This is a genomic window from Streptomyces sp. NPDC005483 (assembly GCF_040606035.1).
Lineage (GTDB): Bacteria > Actinomycetota > Actinomycetes > Streptomycetales > Streptomycetaceae > Streptomyces.
Window position 1 is genome coordinate 259,959 of the sequence record NZ_JBEXEA010000008.1, and the last position, 16,197, is coordinate 276,155.

Annotated in this window: 11 protein-coding genes; 3 read left to right on the forward strand and 8 right to left on the reverse strand. The window is 70.2% G+C overall.

What is annotated here, in order from left to right; translation table 11 throughout:
* Positions 1-56: 56 nt before the first annotated feature.
* Both pruA and ABZT06_RS17985 read right to left on the reverse strand, forming a co-directional pair.
* Positions 57-1,688 carry an L-glutamate gamma-semialdehyde dehydrogenase gene (gene pruA, locus ABZT06_RS17980; protein WP_355741272.1) on the reverse strand — a complete coding sequence of 544 codons (1,632 nt, stop codon included), beginning with the start codon at positions 1,686-1,688 and terminating at the stop codon, positions 57-59.
* Between the two features lie 252 nt (positions 1,689-1,940).
* A complete protein-coding gene (locus tag ABZT06_RS17985; protein WP_355741274.1) occupies positions 1,941-2,867 on the reverse strand; it encodes a proline dehydrogenase family protein in 927 nt (308 codons plus the stop codon).
* A 145-nt stretch (positions 2,868-3,012) separates the two neighbouring features.
* On the opposite strand from ABZT06_RS17985, the gene ABZT06_RS17990 reads away from it, so the two are divergent.
* Positions 3,013-4,638 carry a helix-turn-helix domain-containing protein gene (locus ABZT06_RS17990; protein ID WP_355741276.1) on the forward strand — a complete coding sequence of 542 codons (1,626 nt, stop codon included), beginning with the start codon at positions 3,013-3,015 and terminating at the stop codon, positions 4,636-4,638.
* Positions 4,639-4,704: 66 nt separating this feature from the next.
* A complete protein-coding gene (locus ABZT06_RS17995; protein WP_355741278.1) occupies positions 4,705-5,337 on the forward strand; it encodes an HAD-IA family hydrolase in 633 nt (210 codons plus the stop codon).
* A gap of 82 nt (positions 5,338-5,419) precedes the next feature.
* On the opposite strand, the gene ABZT06_RS18000 is transcribed toward ABZT06_RS17995, so the two are convergent.
* The gene (locus ABZT06_RS18000) at positions 5,420-5,992 is read right to left on the reverse strand and encodes a TetR/AcrR family transcriptional regulator (RefSeq protein ID WP_355741280.1); all 573 of its coding nucleotides are present in this window, start codon (positions 5,990-5,992) and stop codon (positions 5,420-5,422) included.
* Between the two features lie 76 nt (positions 5,993-6,068).
* Here ABZT06_RS18000 and ABZT06_RS18005 point away from each other — a divergent pair, with 76 nt between their 5' ends.
* Positions 6,069-7,592: an MFS transporter gene (locus ABZT06_RS18005; RefSeq protein ID WP_355741282.1), complete on the forward strand. Its 1,524-nt coding sequence runs from the start codon at positions 6,069-6,071 to the stop codon at positions 7,590-7,592.
* A gap of 68 nt (positions 7,593-7,660) precedes the next feature.
* Here ABZT06_RS18005 and serA read toward each other — a convergent pair whose 3' ends face one another.
* The 5 genes from serA to ABZT06_RS18030 all read right to left on the reverse strand — a co-directional run bounded on the left by serA (position 7,661) and on the right by ABZT06_RS18030 (position 16,192).
* Complete coding sequence (gene serA / locus ABZT06_RS18010) at positions 7,661-9,250, reverse strand: phosphoglycerate dehydrogenase (RefSeq protein WP_007384881.1); 1,590 nt, start codon at positions 9,248-9,250, stop codon at positions 7,661-7,663.
* A 234-nt stretch (positions 9,251-9,484) separates the two neighbouring features.
* Positions 9,485-10,483 (reverse strand): ketol-acid reductoisomerase, encoded by a 999-nt coding sequence (gene ilvC, locus ABZT06_RS18015; RefSeq protein WP_007384880.1) that lies wholly within the window; start codon positions 10,481-10,483, stop codon positions 9,485-9,487.
* A 111-nt stretch (positions 10,484-10,594) separates the two neighbouring features.
* Positions 10,595-11,122 (reverse strand): acetolactate synthase small subunit, encoded by a 528-nt coding sequence (gene ilvN / locus ABZT06_RS18020; RefSeq protein ID WP_069766166.1) that lies wholly within the window; start codon positions 11,120-11,122, stop codon positions 10,595-10,597.
* Between the two features lie 21 nt (positions 11,123-11,143).
* Positions 11,144-12,988 carry an acetolactate synthase large subunit gene (locus ABZT06_RS18025; protein WP_355741286.1) on the reverse strand — a complete coding sequence of 615 codons (1,845 nt, stop codon included), beginning with the start codon at positions 12,986-12,988 and terminating at the stop codon, positions 11,144-11,146.
* A 207-nt stretch (positions 12,989-13,195) separates the two neighbouring features.
* The gene (locus ABZT06_RS18030) at positions 13,196-16,192 is read right to left on the reverse strand and encodes an EAL domain-containing protein (protein ID WP_355741288.1); all 2,997 of its coding nucleotides are present in this window, start codon (positions 16,190-16,192) and stop codon (positions 13,196-13,198) included.
* Between the last annotated feature and the right edge of the window lie 5 nt (positions 16,193-16,197).

Here is a 16,197-nt window from a genome sequence, read left to right on the forward strand (position 1 = left end):
TGCGCACGCGAAGGGGCCGGACAACAGCCCGGCCCCTCCTGGTGACTTACGCGCCGTCAGCCCATGTGCGGGTACGGATAGTCGGTCGGCGGGACCAGCGTCTCCTTGATGGCGCGGGTCAGCGTCCAGCGCTGGAGGTTCTGCGGGGCGCCGGCCTTGTCGTTGGTGCCGGAGGCGCGGCCGCCGCCGAAGGGCTGCTGGCCGACGACGGCGCCGGTCGACTTGTCGTTGATGTAGAAGTTGCCGGCCGCGTAGCGCAGCTTCTCCATCGTGTACGCGGCCGCCGCGCGGTCTCCCGCGATGACCGAGCCGGTCAGCGCGTAGTCGGACGCCGACTCCATCTGGGTCAGCATCTCCTCGTACCGGTCGTCCTCGTAGACGTACACGGCGAGGAAGGGGCCGAAGTACTCGGTGGTGAAGACCTCGTTCTCCGGGTCCGTGCACTCGACGACGGTCGGGCGGACGAACCAGCCGACCGAGTCGTCGTAGGAACCGCCCGCGACGATCGTGCAGGTGGGGTCCGACTGCGCGCGGTCGATGGCGGCCTTGTTCTTGGCGAAGGCACGCTCGTCGATGACCGCGCCGATGAAGTGGGAGAGGTCGGTGACGTCACCCACGGCGATGCCGTCGACCTCGGCGGCGAACTCCTCGCGGAAACCGCTGTTCCAGATCGACGCCGGGATGTACGCCCGGGAGGTCGCCGAGCACTTCTGGCCCTGGTACTCGAAGGCACCGCGGGTCAGGGCCGTCTTGAGGATCGCGCGGTCGGCCGAGGGGTGGGCGACGACGAAGTCCTTGCCGCCGGTCTCGCCCACCAGGCGCGGATAGGTGCGGTACTTCTCGATGTTGGCGCCGACCGTCTTCCACAGGTGCTGGAAGGTCTTCGTCGAGCCGGTGAAGTGGATGCCCGCGAGGTCCCGGTGCTCCAGGGCGACCTTGGAGACCTCGATGCCGTCGCCGGTGACGAGGTTGATGACGCCCTTGGGCAGGCCCGCCTCCTCCAGCAGCTGCATCAACAGCACGGCGGCGTGGGTCTGCGTCGGGGACGGCTTCCACACGACCACGTTGCCCATGAGCGCGGGCGCGGTCGGCAGGTTGCCCGCGATCGCCGTGAAGTTGAACGGCGTGATCGCGTAGACGAAGCCTTCGAGCGGGCGGTGGTCGAGGCGGTTCCAGACGCCGGGGGCGTTGGCCGGGGGCTGCTCGGCGAGCAGGTCACGGGCGTACTTGACGTTGAAGCGCCAGAAGTCGACCAGTTCGCAGGGGGTGTCGATCTCGGCCTGCTGGGCGGTCTTGGACTGGCCGAGCATGGTGGAGGCGGCCAGCGTCTCGCGCCAGGGACCGGCGAGCAGTTCGGCGGCGCGCAGGATGATCGCGGCACGGTCGTCGAAGGACATCGCGCGCCAGGCGGGGGCGGCGGCGAGGGCCGCGTCGATGGCGTCCCGGGCGTCCTGCTGGGTGGCGTTGCGGAGGGTGCCGAGGACGGCCTTGTGGTTGTGCGGCTGCACAACCTGGAAGGCCTCGCCGCCGCCCAGCCGCTTCTCACCGCCGATGGTCATCGGCAGGTCGACCGGATTGTCGGCCAGCTCCTTGAGCTTCGCCTCCAGCCGGGCCCGCTCGGGCGAACCGGGGGCGTAGCCGCGCACCGGCTCGTTGACGGGGGTGGGGACCTGGGTCACAGCGTCCATGGATTACCTCTTCCGAGTGATTCTCGGGCTTCAGCCCGAGGGAGCTGAAGCAGTTGCGTATGGTGAGCGGCGGTCAGGGCTTGACCGTCACGAACTCGCCTCGGCGGGGTCGTGAGAAGCCCCTTCGGGGGCGGAGTCACGGGTTCCGTAACTCCTGCCACGGAATCAGGTCCGGCTCAGCCGGCCACGGGGCGGCGGCTGTCGGTCTCCGAACACTTCTCGGAGACCGACAGTCGCGGCTCATCCAGCGCATCACCCCTTGCTGATCATCGAGCGCGCGAAGAAACGCAGGTTCGCCGGCTTCTCCGCCAGCCGCCTCATGAAGTAGCCGTACCAGTCGGTGCCGTAGGCCGTGTAGACGCGCATGCGGTGACCTTCGGCGGCGAGCCGCAGATGCTCGTCGCCCCTGATCCCGTAGAGCATCTGGAACTCGTACTCGTCGGGCTTGCGGCCCGCCTGCCGGGCGAGTTCCTGGGCGATGGAGATCAGGCGCGGGTCGTGGGAGCCGACCATCGGGTATCCCTCGCCTTCCATGAGGATGCGCAGGACCCGGACGTACGCCTTGTCGATCTCGTGTTTCTGCTGGTAGGCGACCTCGGTGGGCTCCTTGTAGGCGCCCTTCACGAGCCGCACCCGGCTGCCCGCCGCGGCGAGTCGGCGGGCGTCGGCCTCGGTGCGGAAGAGGTACGCCTGGATCACACAGCCGGTCTGCGGGAAGTCCTTCCGCAGTTCCTCGTGGATGGCGAACATCGAGTCGAGGGTGGTGTGGTCCTCGGCGTCGAGCGTGACGGTCGTACCGATGGCGGCGGCGGCCTCGACGACGGGCCGGACGTTGGCGAGAGCCAGCTCGTGACCGTTCTCAAGTGCCTGGCCGAACATCGACAGCTTCACGGACATCTCGGCCCTGGTGCCCAGTTCGAGGGCCTTGAGCCGGTCGATGAGCGCCAGATAGGCGTCCCGGGCGGCCTCCGCCTGCCCGGGCATCGTGATGTCCTCGCCGACCACGTCCATGGTCAGCTCCAGGCCCTTCGAGGTGAGCTCCTGGACGATCGGCACGATCTCGTCGACCGTCTCGCCGGGGATGAAGCGGTCGACGACTTGCTTGGTCACCGGGGCCGCCGAGATCAGGCGTCGCATCCGGTCGCTGCGCGACGCGGCAAGAATCACGGGACCCAGCACGGGGCACCTCCACAAACCAGCAGACAGGACCACCGTGAAACCTAAGGATCCCTCCGATCGTCGGCCATCGACAGCTGTCACGCATCCGTGCCGCAGATCTCAGACAGATGTATGAAGCGGGGTGTTTTTGCGCGAGAATGACCGGGTGACAGGGGACCACAAAGGTGACTACCAGGAGCTGGTCGACGAGATCTCGGAACTCCTGGGCGTACCGGCGACCCTGGAGAACCGCGACTTCGAGCTGATCGCCTTCGGTGCGTACGACAGTGAGGGCGACCTCGATCCGTCGGCGCTGGACCCCGTCCGCACCCGCTCGATCCTGACCCGGCGTTCCACGGCCGCGGTCCGGACGTGGTTCGAGGGCTTCGGCATCACACGGGCTTCCGGCCCGGTACGGATTCCGCCGACCCCGGAGGCGGGGGTCTACCGGGGACGCATCTGCCTCCCCGTACGCCATCGGGGGGTCGTCCTCGGCTACGTCTGGCTCCTGGACTCCGACCCCGGCCCGACCGACCGGCAACTGGACGCGGCGATGCGGGTCACGGCCCGTATCGGCGCGCTGCTCGCGGACGAGGCGCAGCACGGGGCCGACCTGAGCCGGGAGCTGCGGGCGGTATTGACCGCCGAGCCCGGCTGGCAGGCGGACATGGCGGTGGCCACGCTGCGCACGGCCCTGGGCTCGCGGGGCGACGGCCCGTACGCCGTGGTGTGCGTCGCACCGTGGCCGTCCACCGACCCGGACGACGCCCCGTCGGCCCGTACGGTCCCGCACGCGACGGCCCTGTGCACGGTGCCGTGGGGCACCTCGGCCCAGTCACTGGCAGTCCTGGTACGCCTGCGCGCGACGGACACCCTGACCCCGGCGGGCTCGGCGGCGACCCGGTTGCTGGAGCGGGCGCGGAGTGTGGAGGGGGGCGGTGGTGTTCATGGCGAGGGTGGGGGTGGGGGCGGTCGCGGCGGGGGCGCCTACGGCGGGAAGGGGAGCGCGGGCGGCCGCAGCGAGGGCGTCCACGGCGCGACAGCGGGCGCGAGCGGTCACGGCAGCGGCGAGTCGAGCGCGGGCAGGTCGGGCGGGAGCGACGGTGGCCGGTCGGCCGGAAGCAAGGGCGGCGGACCGGACGACAGCAGGGCGAACAGGAGCGGGGCCAGCGGGCCGGGCGGCGCCGGCAGCAGCGGCCCGCCCGGGAGCGGAAGCAGCACGAGGTCGGTCCAGGACACCCCGAGCACCCCACACCGACCAGGTGGCGCTCGCAGCAGCAGCGACCGGCCGGGCAGCGGAACCGACACCGGGCCGGCCCAGGGCACCCCGGGCGCGGCACGCGGGACGGCAGGCGCGGCGCGGGACACGGCGGCCCGAGGCACCGTGGCCGCCGGGATCGCCGCCGCCCGCGTGGGCCTCGCCGAGCTGGCCCCCGCCTGGCAGGAGGCGTCCGCCGCGGCGCGGGCCGCGCTCGCGGAACCCGGGTTCGGGCCGGTCGTGGAGTGGTCGCGCATCGGCCCGTACCGTCTGCTGACCGCGCTGCCCCCGGAGACGGCCCACGACCCCGCCGTACGCCCCCTCCTCTCCCCCGCCCACCGCGAACTCGCCCGTACGGCCGAGGTCTACCTGGACTGCGCGGGCCAGGCCGGTCGCGCCGCCGCGGAACTGGGCATTCACCGCCAGACCCTCTACTACCGCCTGTCCCGCGTCGAACAGCTCACCGGCCTGGACCTGGACGACGGCGAGGACCGGCTGTTGCTGCACATGGTGCTCAAGGGGGCACGGCTATAGGCCCTCGGCGAGCCATGGACAACCCGTACTGGCGACCTTGTCACCTCGTCACCGAGAATCTCCCGGATGCGTCTGCTGATGATCGACCTCGACAACACCCTCGTCGACCGGGACGCCGCCTTCCGCGCGGCCGCGAGCGCCTTTCTCGCCGAACACCGGCTGCCCGCAGGGGACTTGGACTGGCTGCTGACCGTCGACGCGAGTGGTCACACACCGCGGCGGGAGGTCGCGACCGCGCTGTCCGAGCGGTACGGCGGCATCGACGCCCGGGACTTCCTCGACCGGGGCGCGGCCGGCCGGGTCACGCTGTCCGACCCGGTCCGCGAGACGCTCGTCGCGGCTCTCGCCGACGGCTGGTCCTGCGTGATCGTGACCAACGGGCGGACCGTGCAACAGGAGACGAAGATCCGCAACACCGGTCTCGACCGGCTCGTGAACGGCTGGGTGATCTCCGAGGCGGTCGGCCACCGCAAGCCCTCACCAGAGATCTTCCACGCGGCGGCCACCGTCGCCGACGCCCCACTCGACGGCTCGTGGATGATCGGCGACTCGGCCGCCGCCGACATCCGTGGCGCGCAGGGGGTCGGTGCGCGGAGCGTGTGGGTCTCGGCCGGCCGGCCGTGGACGGAACGGGACTACCAACCCACCCTCACGTCCCCCGACACCGCGTCCGCCATCCGCAGGGCGACCAGCGCCTGAGCCGGCCGCCCACGCACGGCGACTGCGACTGCCGGCTCCGGCGCCGCCGAACGGACCGGGTGCCGAAGACGCGGACGGGCGGTCACCCGCGCGTGGCGGCCTCGATGACCTGCCGCAGGCCCTCGGTGAGGGTGTCCGCGTCGGGCGCGCTCTTCGGGTCGAAGGCCCACTGGCCGATGAGCCCGGTCATCAGCGCCAGATAGAACCGGCCGAGCGTGTCGGCGGTCTCGTCCGTCACCTCCTCCTCCGGCACACCCATGAGCATGGCCACCAGGCCACGCCCGCCCTCACGCTGGGCACGGACCAACTGGTCGCGCACCTCGGGCAGTTGGTCGCCCATGCCCATGACCTCCAGGCTGAGCCGCCACATCGAGCCGGGCCCCCGCATGGTGTCCACGATGTTCGCCCACACCTCCCGGAACCGCTCCAGCGAGCCGGGTGCACTGGTGAATCCGTCACCCCCCTCGAAGGACACGTCCTCCACCAACGCGATGTAGGCCTGGCCCAGGAGCGCGTCCTTCGACCCGTAGTGATAGCCGATGGAAGCCAGGTTCGTCCCCGACTCCTTGACGATGTCCCGCGCGGTCGTGCGCAGGAACCCCTTCTCCAGCAGGCAGCGCTTGGCGCCTTCGAGCAGATCCTCGCGATGTCCCATGCCCTCAGCCTATCTAGACAAGCGATTTATACAAGCGTCATAGACAAGCGTTTAATACGCCCGTATAGTCAACGGCATGACGAACCCGACTCCCGCCCATGCCCTGGCCGGCCGCCGCGAATGGACCGCACTCGGCGTCCTGATGCTTCCGCTGCTCCTGGTCTCGATGGACGTCTCCGTCCTCTACTTCGCGATCCCCGCGATCAGCGCCGACCTGAAGCCGAGCGGCACCCAGCAGCTGTGGATCTTCGACATCTACGCCTTCGTCCTGGCCGGCCTGCTGATGACGATGGGCACGCTGGGCGACCGCATCGGCCGCCGCCGGCTGCTGCTGATCGGCGCGGTCGCGTTCAGCGCGGCCTCCCTGGCGGCGGCGTACGCGAACAGCGCCGAGATGCTCATCGCCGCCCGCGCGGTGCTCGGCATCGGCGGCGCGACCCTGATGCCGTCGACGATGGCGCTGATCCGCACGATGTTCACCGACTCCGGCCAGCGCGCGAAGGCGATCGGCATCTGGTCCGGAGTGATGACGGCCGGCATCGCCCTCGGCTCGGTGATGAGTGGCGTCCTGGTCGAGTACTTCTGGTGGGGTTCGGTCTTCCTGGTCAACCTGCCCGCGATGGTGCTGCTGCTGGTCCTCGGCCCGATCCTGCTGCCCGAGTCCAAGGCCTCCGCGCCCGGCCGCTTCGACTGGCTGAGCGTCCCCCTCTCGATGGCCGCGGTGCTGCCCGTCGTCTACGGCCTGAAGGAGATCCCGTCCGAGGGGTGGAACGTCCGGTACGTCGTCTCGATCACCGTCGGCCTGCTCTTCGCGGCCCTCTTCGTGCACCGCCAGCGCACGACCGCGAACCCGATGATCTCCCCGGCCCTGTTCCGCGGCCGCGGTTTCGGCCCCTCCGTCGCCCTGAACCTCATCTCCTCGTTCGCGATGATGGGCTCGGCCTACTTCACGACCCAGTACCTGCAGTCGGTGCTCGACAAGAGTGCGCTGGAGGCGGCCCTGTGGGCGCTGCTGCCCTCGGTGCCGATCGGCGCCGCGGCCCCGTTCGCGACCTCACTGGTGCAGAAGGGCGTCGACCGCGCTCACGTCATCACCGCGGGCTTCGTGATCGGCGCGGTCGGCTACGCGCTGCTGGCCTTCACCGGCACGGACTCGATGTGGCTGGTCCTGACCGCGTGCGGGGTGCTCGCCGTCGGCATCGTCGCCGTGATCTCCCAGATCACGGACCTCGCGATGGGCAGCGCCCCGGTGGAGCGGGCCGGGTCGGCGTCCTCCCTGATGGAGACCGGCGCGGAGTTCGGCGGCGCGCTCGGCATGGCGGTCCTCGGCTCCATCGGTACGGCGGTCTACCGCCACGAGATGCCGGGTTCGGCGCCGGACGTGGCTCGCGAGACGCTGGGCGGGGCGCTGGCGGTGGCCGACCGCTTCCCGGGGCTCGCGACGGCGGCCAGGGAGGCGTTCACCAGCGGGATGCAGGGGGCGGCGATCACGGGGGCGGTGCTGCTCGTCGGGGCGGCGGCCCTGGCGGCGGTGACTCTGCGAGGAGTCGAGGTGCGCGAGGAGACACCGGAGCCGGAACCTGAGCAGTCACTCGCATGATCACTCGCATGGGAAGAGGCTGGGCGGACCGAGAGTTCTCGGTCCGCCCAGCCTCCTGTCGTGAAGCGTCAGACCAGGTTCACCGCACGGGCCGACGTCGCCCCGATCTCCTCGGCGACCTCGGTCAGCACCCCGGCCGGAACCGTGTCGTCCACGGTCAGGACCGCCAGCGCCTCGCCACCGGCGATCGCCCGCGAGACCTGCATACCGGCGATGTTGATACCGGCCTCGCCGAAGATCCGGCCGACCGTACCGACGACACCGGGACGGTCCTCGTACTTGAGGACGACCATGTGGTCGGCCAGGGCCAGGTCGACGTCGTACTCGCCGACCGCGACGATCTTCTGGAGGTGCTTCGGCCCGGCCAGCGTGCCGGAGACCGACACCTCCTCGCCGCTGCCGAGCGTGCCGCGCACGGTGACGACGTTGCGGTGGTCGGCCGACTCGGAGCTGGTCGTCAGCCGCACCTCGACACCGCGCTCCTGCGCGAACAGTGGGGCGTTGACGTACGACACCGTCTCGGCGACGACGTCCTCGAAGACACCCTTGAGGGCGGACAGCTCCAGCACCTTCACGTCGTGCTGGGTGATCTCGCCGTACACCTCGACGTCGAGGCGGACCGCGACCTCACCGGCGAGCGCGGTGAAGATCCGGCCGAGGCGCTCGGCGAGCGGCAGGCCCGGCTTGACGTCCTCGGCGATGACACCGCCCTGGACGTTCACCGCGTCGGGCACCAGCTCACCGGCGAGCGCGAGGCGCACCGAGCGGGCGACGGCGATACCGGCCTTCTCCTGCGCCTCGTCGGTGGAGGCACCGAGGTGCGGGGTGGCGACGACCTGGTCGAACTCGAACAGCGGGGAGTCCGTGCAGGGCTCCTTCGCGTACACGTCGAGACCGGCACCGGCGACCCGGCCCTCCTTGAGGGCGGAGTACAGCGCCTCCTCGTCCACGATCCCGCCGCGCGCGGCGTTGACGATCCGCACGCTCGGCTTGACCTTGCGCAGCGCCTCGTCGCCGATGAGACCGACCGTCTCGGGGGTCTTGGGCAGGTGGACGGTGATGAAGTCGGAGACCTCGAGCAGCTCGTCAAGCGACAGCACCTTGACGCCCATCTGGGCGGCGCGGGCGGGCTGGATGTAGGGGTCGTAGGCGACGACCTTCATGCCGAACCCGGACATGCGCTGGGCGACCAGCGCGCCGATCCGGCCCAGACCCACGACACCGAGGGTCTTCTCGGCCAGCTCCACGCCCGTGTACTTGCTCCGCTTCCACTCGCCGTTCTTCAGCGCGGCGTTGGCCTGCGGGATGTGGCGGGCGGTGGCGACGAGGAGACCGCAGGCCAGCTCGGCGGCGGTCACGATGTTCGAGGTGGGGGCGTTGACGACCATCACGCCGGCCTTGGTGGCGGCGGAGACGTCGACGTTGTCCAGGCCGACGCCGGCTCGTGCGACGACCTTCAGCTTGTGCGCGGCGGCGATGGCCTCGGCGTCCACCTTGGTGGCGGAGCGGATCAGGATCGCGTCCACGTCGGCGATGGCCGGGAGCAGTTCGGCTCGGTCCGCTCCGTTGCAGTGCCGGATCTCGAAGTCCGGTCCAAGCGCGTCCACAGTCGCGGGCGACAGCTCTTCAGCGATGAGTACGACAGGTTTCGAGCTCACGTGAGTCCTCACAAGTCCATTGCGTGCGGACGGCCGTCCCGACGGCCGCAGGCGGTGGAGGGTACTGGCCGCGTGGAAGACGCACGACGCTGTGGGCCTGACGCGTATGTTGTGCGCCAGTGTAGTGGCGCGGCGGAGGTCGTCTTGCGCCTCTGCGGAAGGATCACCCGTCCGTGATGCGACGGGTTGGACAACGGGGCCGGAGCAGTCCGCTCCGGCCCCGTGGCCTGAGGCTTACGCCTCCTCGTCGACCCAGCTCATCAGCTTGCGCAGCTGCTTGCCAGTGGTCTCCAGCAGGTGCTCGGAGTCCTGCTGCTTGTACTCGTTGTACTTCTTCAGACCGCCGTGGTACTCGGCCATCCACTCACGGGCGAAGGTGCCGTCCTGGATCTCGGCGAGGATCTTCTTCATCTCGGCCTTGGTGGCGTCCGTGATGATCCGCGGGCCGGTGACGTAGTCGCCCCACTCGGCGGTCTCGGAGATCGACCAGCGCATCTTCTCCAGGCCGCCCTCGTACATGAGGTCGACGATGAGCTTCAGCTCGTGCAGGCACTCGAAGTACGCGATCTCCGGCTGGTAGCCGGCCTCGGTCAGCGTCTCGAAACCGGCCTTGACCAGCGCGGCCGTACCACCGCAGAGAACGGCCTGCTCACCGAACAGGTCGGTCTCGGTCTCCTCGGTGAAGGTCGTCTTGATGACGCCGGCGCGGGTGCCGCCGATGCCCTTGGCGTACGACAGCGCGAGCGCGAAGGCGTTGCCCGACGCGTCCTGCTCGACGGCCGCGATACACGGAACGCCGCGGCCCTCCTCGTACTGGCGGCGGACGAGGTGACCCGGGCCCTTCGGGGCGACCATGCAGACGTCCACGCCGGCCGGCGGCTTGATGAAGTCGAAGCGGATGTTCAGGCCGTGGCCGAAGAACAGCGCGTCGCCGTCGTTCAGGTTGTCCTTGATGGACTCCTCGTAGACCTGGGCCTGGATCGGGTCCGGGACCAGGATCATGATGACGTCGGCCTCGGCGGCGGCCTCGGACGGCGTCACCACGCGCAGGCCCTGCTCCTCGGCCTTGGCCTTGGACTTGGAGCCCTCGTGCAGACCGACACGCACGTCGACACCCGAGTCACGGAGCGACAGCGCGTGGGCGTGGCCCTGGCTGCCGTAACCGATGACCGCGACCTTGCGGCCCTGGATGATGGACAGGTCGGCGTCGGCGTCGTAGAACAGCTCGGCCACTTTGGGTTCTCTCCTTGTGTGCAGGTGTTGCGTCCCACCGTATGACGGCGGGCTGAGGTGAGGTTTCGGGGTCTCGGTATACGGGCGGCCCGGAGCCGCCCCTACCGATCCTTACGCGCTGCGGTCGAGTGCGCGCAGCGAGCGGTCCGTGATGGAGCGCGCGCCGCGGCCGATCGCGATGGTGCCGGACTGGACCAGCTCCTTGATGCCGAAGGGCTCCAGCATCTTCAGCATCGCGGACAGCTTCTCGCCGCTGCCGGTGGCCTCGATGGTGACGGCCTCCGGGGAGACGTCGACGGTCTTGGCGCGGAACAGCTGGACGATCTCGACGATCTGGGAGCGCGTCTCGTTGTCGGCGCGCACCTTCACCAGAACGAGTTCGCGCTGAACGGCCGAGCCGGGTTCCAGCTCGACGATCTTCAGCACGTTGACGAGCTTGTTGAGCTGCTTGGTCACCTGCTCCAGCGGCAGTTCCTCGACCACCGTCACCACGATGGTGATCCGGGAGATCTCGGGGTGCTCGGTGACACCGACCGCGAGCGAGTCGATGTTGAACCCGCGGCGGGAGAACAGGGCGGCGATCCGGGCGAGGATGCCCGGGGTGTTCTCCACCAGGACGGAGAGCGTGTGCTTGGACATGATCTGCTTCCTTTACGGCTCTCAGTCGTCTTCGTTGTCGCCGAAGTCGGGGCGGACGTCCCGGGCGGCCATGATCTCGTCGTTGGAGGTGCCGGCGGCGACCATCGGCCACACCATCGCGTCCTCGTGGACGATGAAGTCGACGACGACGGGGCGGTCGTTGATGGAGTTCGCCTCCGCGATGACCTTGTCCAGGTCCTCCGGGCGCTCACAGCGCAGACCCACGCAGCCCATCGCCTCGGACAGCTTCACGAAGTCCGGCACGCGCGTGCCCTTCGCGTCCGGGTTGATGTCCTCCGGACCGCTGTGCAGCACGGTGTTGGAGTAGCGCTGGTTGTAGAAGAGGGTCTGCCACTGGCGGACCATCCCGAGGGCGCCGTTGTTGATGATGGCGACCTTGATCGGGATGTTGTTCAGGGCGCAGGTGGTGAGTTCCTGGTTGGTCATCTGGAAGCAGCCGTCGCCGTCGACCGCCCAGACGGTGTTGCCGGGCATGCCGGCCTTGGCGCCCATCGCGGCCGGGACCGCGTAGCCCATGGTCCCGGCGCCGCCGGAGTTCAGCCAGGTGGCGGGCTTCTCGTACTGGATGAAGTGGGCGGACCACATCTGGTGCTGGCCGACACCCGCCGCGAAGATCGTGCCCTCGGGGGCGAGCTGGCCGATCCGCTCGATGACCTGCTGCGGGGAGAGCGAGCCGTCGGCGGGCAGGTCGTAGCCCAGCGGGTAGGTCTCGCGCCAGCGGGAGAGGTCCTTCCACCAGGCGCTGTAGTCGCCCTTGTGGCCCTCGCTGTGCTCCTTCTGGACGGCCTGGACCAGGTCGGCGATGACCTCGCGGGCGTCACCGACGATCGGCACGTCGGCGGCGCGGTTCTTGCCGATCTCGGCCGGGTCGATGTCGGCGTGGACGATCTTGGCGTGCGGGGCGAAGCTGTCCAGCTTGCCGGTGACGCGGTCGTCGAAACGGGTACCGAGGGCGACGATCAGGTCGGCCTTCTGCAGCGCGGTGACGGCGGTGACCGCACCGTGCATGCCCGGCATTCCCACGTGCAGCGGGTGGCTGTCGGGGAATGCGCCGAGCCCCATCAGGGTGGTGGTGACGGGGGCTCCGGTGAGTTCCGCGAGGACCTTCAGCTCGGCGGTGGCGCCGGCCTTGATGACACCGCCGCCGACGTAGAGGACGGGCCGCTTGGCCTGGGTGATCAGCTTGGCGCCCTCGCGGATCTGCTTGGCGTGCGGCTTGGTCACCGGGCGGTAGCCGGGCAGGTCCATGACGGGCGGCCAGGAGAACGCCGTCTTCGCCTGGAGGGCGTCCTTGGCGATATCGACCAGGACCGGGCCGGGACGGCCGGTGGAGGCGATGTGGAAGGCCTGCGCGATGACCCGCGGGATGTCCTCGGCCTTGGTGACGAGGAAGTTGTGCTTGGTGATCGGCATGGTGATGCCGACGATGTCCGCCTCCTGGAAGGCGTCCGTGCCGATCGCCTTGGAGGCCACCTGGCCGGTGATCGCCACGAGCGGCACCGAGTCCATGTGGGCGTCCGCGATCGGGGTGACCAGGTTGGTGGCCCCGGGGCCCGAGGTCGCCATGCAGACACCGACCTTGCCGGTGGCCTGCGCGTAACCGGTGGCCGCGTGACCGGCGCCCTGCTCATGACGGACCAGGACGTGCCGAACCCGGGTGGAGTCCATCAGCGGGTCGTACGCCGGAAGGATGGCACCGCCGGGGATCCCGAATACCGTCTCGGCGCCGACCTCCTCGAGAGAGCGGATGAGGGACTGCGCGCCCGTGACGTGCTCGGGGGCGGACTGCTGTCCTCCGGATCGGGGCCGCGGCTGCGGATGGGCCCCGGTGGCCTGCTCGGTCATCGTCATTCTCTTCTCGATGCTGAGGGTGTGAAGCTGAGGTGGGGAGGCTGGGCAACAAAAAACCCCTCGTGCCATAAGGCAAGCGAGGGGAGCGCGCCGGGTGGGGATCGCTGAGCGGTCTGTGGCTCAGCGTCAGCCGACGCGCTTTCCAAGTACGAGAATTCGGGTGCGCATGAGACTGACCCTCCCCCCGGCACGCACTCACTGTCAAGTGGGTGGGACGGGAGTCTCATTATGTGAGCGGAGGGTCGTCCCACCACCGAGTACCGCGGTCATGCTTCCGGTGTACACCCCCGAACCACCCCCGGCGAACGCGGGTTCGGCGGGGCCGTGCGGCACCGGGTAGTGCCCCGAAGCCAGCGCCCTGCGCAGCCGGTACTCGTCCAGCGGCCCCGAGAACGCCATGCCCTGCCCGTGCGTGCAGCCCATCGCGCGCAGGGCGACGACCTGTTCGGGAAGGTCCACCCCGTCGGCCACGGACTGCAGCCCGAGGTCCCCGGCGATTCTGAGCAACCCACTGGTGATCTTGTGCAGTCTGGCGGACTCCACGACGCCCTCGACCAGGCTGCGGTCGAGCTTCAGCACGTCCACAGGGAGCTTGCGCAGCGCGGTGATCGCCGCGTAGCCACTGCCGAAGCCGTCCAGGGCGATCCGGACGCCGACGCGCCGGATCGCGGTCAGCCGGCGCTCCAGCTCGTCCAGCGAGACCCGGGGGTCGGCGTCGGAGAGCTCGATGACCAGGGAGCCGGACGGCAGCCCGTGCCGGGTCAGCAGCGCCTCGACCGAGCCCAGGGGCAGGGAGCGGTCCAGCAGCCGCTGGGCGCTCATCCGGACCGCCACGGGCACGGTGAGCCCGGCCGCGGTCCGCTCGGCGGCCTTTTCCACGGCCTCCTCCAGGATCCAGCGGCCCAGTTCCTGCGTCCTGTCGCTGTCCTCGGCCACCCGCAGGAACTCCGCGGGCGTGAACAGCACCCCCTGGGAGGAGCGCCAGCGCGCCTGGGCGGAGACCGATGTGATCCGGCCGTCCTCCAGACAGACCACGGGCTGGTGCAGCAGGGCGAACTCGCCGTCGTGCAGCGCGGCACGCAGGCGCGTGGCCAGCTCCGCCTTGCGTACGACGTCCTGCTGCATCTGGGGCGCGTACAGCTCGACGCGGCCCTTGCCGCCCGCCTTGGCGCGGTACATCGCGAGGTCCGCGTTGCGCAGGATCTCGCCCGCTCCGAGGCCGGGCTCGGCGAAGGCGACACCGATGGAGGCGGCGACGCGGACATCGTTGCCGTCGATGAGGTAGGGCTGCGAGAGCGTGACCCTGAGGCGGTCGGCGAGCTCCAGGATGTTTCCTTCGCGGGCGGTGCGGTCGCGGGTGCCGTCCCCGACGATCAGCGCGGCGAACTCGTCCCCGCCGAGCCGGGAGGCGGTGTCGCCGTACCGGACCGCGTCCTGCAGTCTGCGGGCGGCCTGGACGAGCAGTTCGTCCCCGGCCTGGTGCCCGATCGTGTCGTTGACGGCCTTGAAGCCGTCCAGGTCGATGAAGAGGACGGCCGTGCCGCGGTCGGAGGAACGGCGTCCGGACAGGGCCTGCTGGACGCGCCGGGTGAACAGGGCGCGGTTGGGCAGGTCGGTCAGCGGGTCGTGCTCGGCGTTGTGCTGGAGCTGCGCCTGCAGACGCACTCTTTCGGTCACGTCCCGGCTGTTGAAGATGAGGCCGCCGTGGTGGCGGTTGACGGTGGACTCGACGTTGAGCCAGCCGCCGTCGCCGGACCGGAAGCGGCACTCGATGCGGGTGGTCGGTTCTTCGAGGGGGTTGGCGGCGAGGAAGCGCCGCACCTCGTGCACCACGCAGCCCAGGTCCTCCGGGTGGATGAGACCCGCCAGTTCCGTGCCCACGAGTTCCTCGGCCGAGCGGCCGTAGACACCGGCGGCGGCCGGGGAGACGTACCGGAGGATGCCGTTGGGCGCGGCGATCATGATGACGTCGCTGGAGCCCTGCACCAGGGAGCGGAAGTGGTTCTCCTTCTGTGCGAGCTCCTGGGTGAGGGTGATGTTGTCGAGCAGCATGATGCCCTGGCGCACCACGAGGGCGAGCACGACGGTGCCACCGGTGAGCAGCACCACCCGGTCCACGCTGCGGCCGTTGAGGACGTTGTAGAGGATCCCCAGCGTGCAGACCGCGGCGGCGAGATACGGCGTGAGGGCGGCCAGCGACCCGGTGATGGGCCGGGTGGTCGGATACCGGCCGTGGTCACCGCCCTGCGCTCCCTGCGCGGACGGGTGGTGCTGGATCCCGAACCGCTGTCTGGGCAGGTGTTCGCGCACCACGCGCGTGTGCCCGGCCGGCCGCTGCGGCTCGCCCTCCGGGCGCCGGGGTGCGGCCCAGGGGGCGTAGGCGAGGAGCAGGGAGCCGGCGAACCAGCCGGCGTCCAGCAGCTGGCCGGAGCGGTAGCTGTTGTGCAGCAGCGGCGAGGTGAACAGGGCGTCGCACATCACGGTCAGGGCGAGCGCGCCGATCGCGGTGTTCACCGCGGTGCGGTTGACCGCCGAGCGCCGGAAGTGCAGTGCGAGGACCATGCTGACGAGCGCGATGTCCAGCAGCGGGTACGCCAGGGACAGCGCGGTGTGCGCCACGCTCGGCCCCTCGGACTTCGCCGCCTGGGCGAGGGCGAGGCTCCACGAGAGCGTGAGCAGCGAGCCGCCGATCAGCCAGGCGTCGAGGCCGAGGCAGACCCAGCCCGCCTTTGTCACCGGCCGCTTGGCGAGGACCAGCAAACCCACGATGGCGGGCGGCGCGAAACAGAGGAAGAACAGGTCGGCGCAGCTGGGGTCCGGCACGTCCCGGTCCAGGACGACCTCGTACCACCCCCAGATCAGGTTGCCGAGGGACGCCATCGTCGAGGAGAGCGCGAAGAGCAGCCAGGCGGGTCGAAAGCGGACCCGGCGGTTGCGGGCGTAGACGAAGCAGGACACGGCGGCGGTGCCCGCCGCGGCACTCAGTCCGAAGTCGCCCATGACCAGGGCCACTTCGCGCGAGCCCCAGTCGAGCGCGGCACCGATGGCGTATCCCGCGCACACCACGGCGAGAAGGAGTTGGTGGACCAGCGTCGACCCGCCACGGGCGGCCGGCGGCCGGGAGGGCAGCGCCCCCTTCGCGGGCCGGACCCGCAGCGCTCCGTCGAGGGCGGTCGTGGGAGACGGGGGCGAGCTCACCGGGT

Bases quoted from the DNA above. Each gene is read 5' to 3' on its own strand.
- pruA (WP_355741272.1), bottom strand. From the start codon at position 1,688: ATGGACGCTGTGACCCAGGTCCCCACCCCCGTCAACGAGCCGGTGCGC.
- ABZT06_RS17995 (WP_355741278.1), top strand. From the start codon at position 4,705: ATGCGTCTGCTGATGATCGACCTCGACAACACCCTCGTCGACCGGGAC.
- ABZT06_RS18000 (WP_355741280.1), bottom strand. From the start codon at position 5,992: ATGGGACATCGCGAGGATCTGCTCGAAGGCGCCAAGCGCTGCCTGCTG.
- ABZT06_RS18005 (WP_355741282.1), top strand. From the start codon at position 6,069: ATGACGAACCCGACTCCCGCCCATGCCCTGGCCGGCCGCCGCGAATGG.
- ilvN (WP_069766166.1), bottom strand. From the start codon at position 11,122: ATGTCCAAGCACACGCTCTCCGTCCTGGTGGAGAACACCCCGGGCATC.
- ABZT06_RS18025 (WP_355741286.1), bottom strand. From the start codon at position 12,988: ATGACCGAGCAGGCCACCGGGGCCCATCCGCAGCCGCGGCCCCGATCC.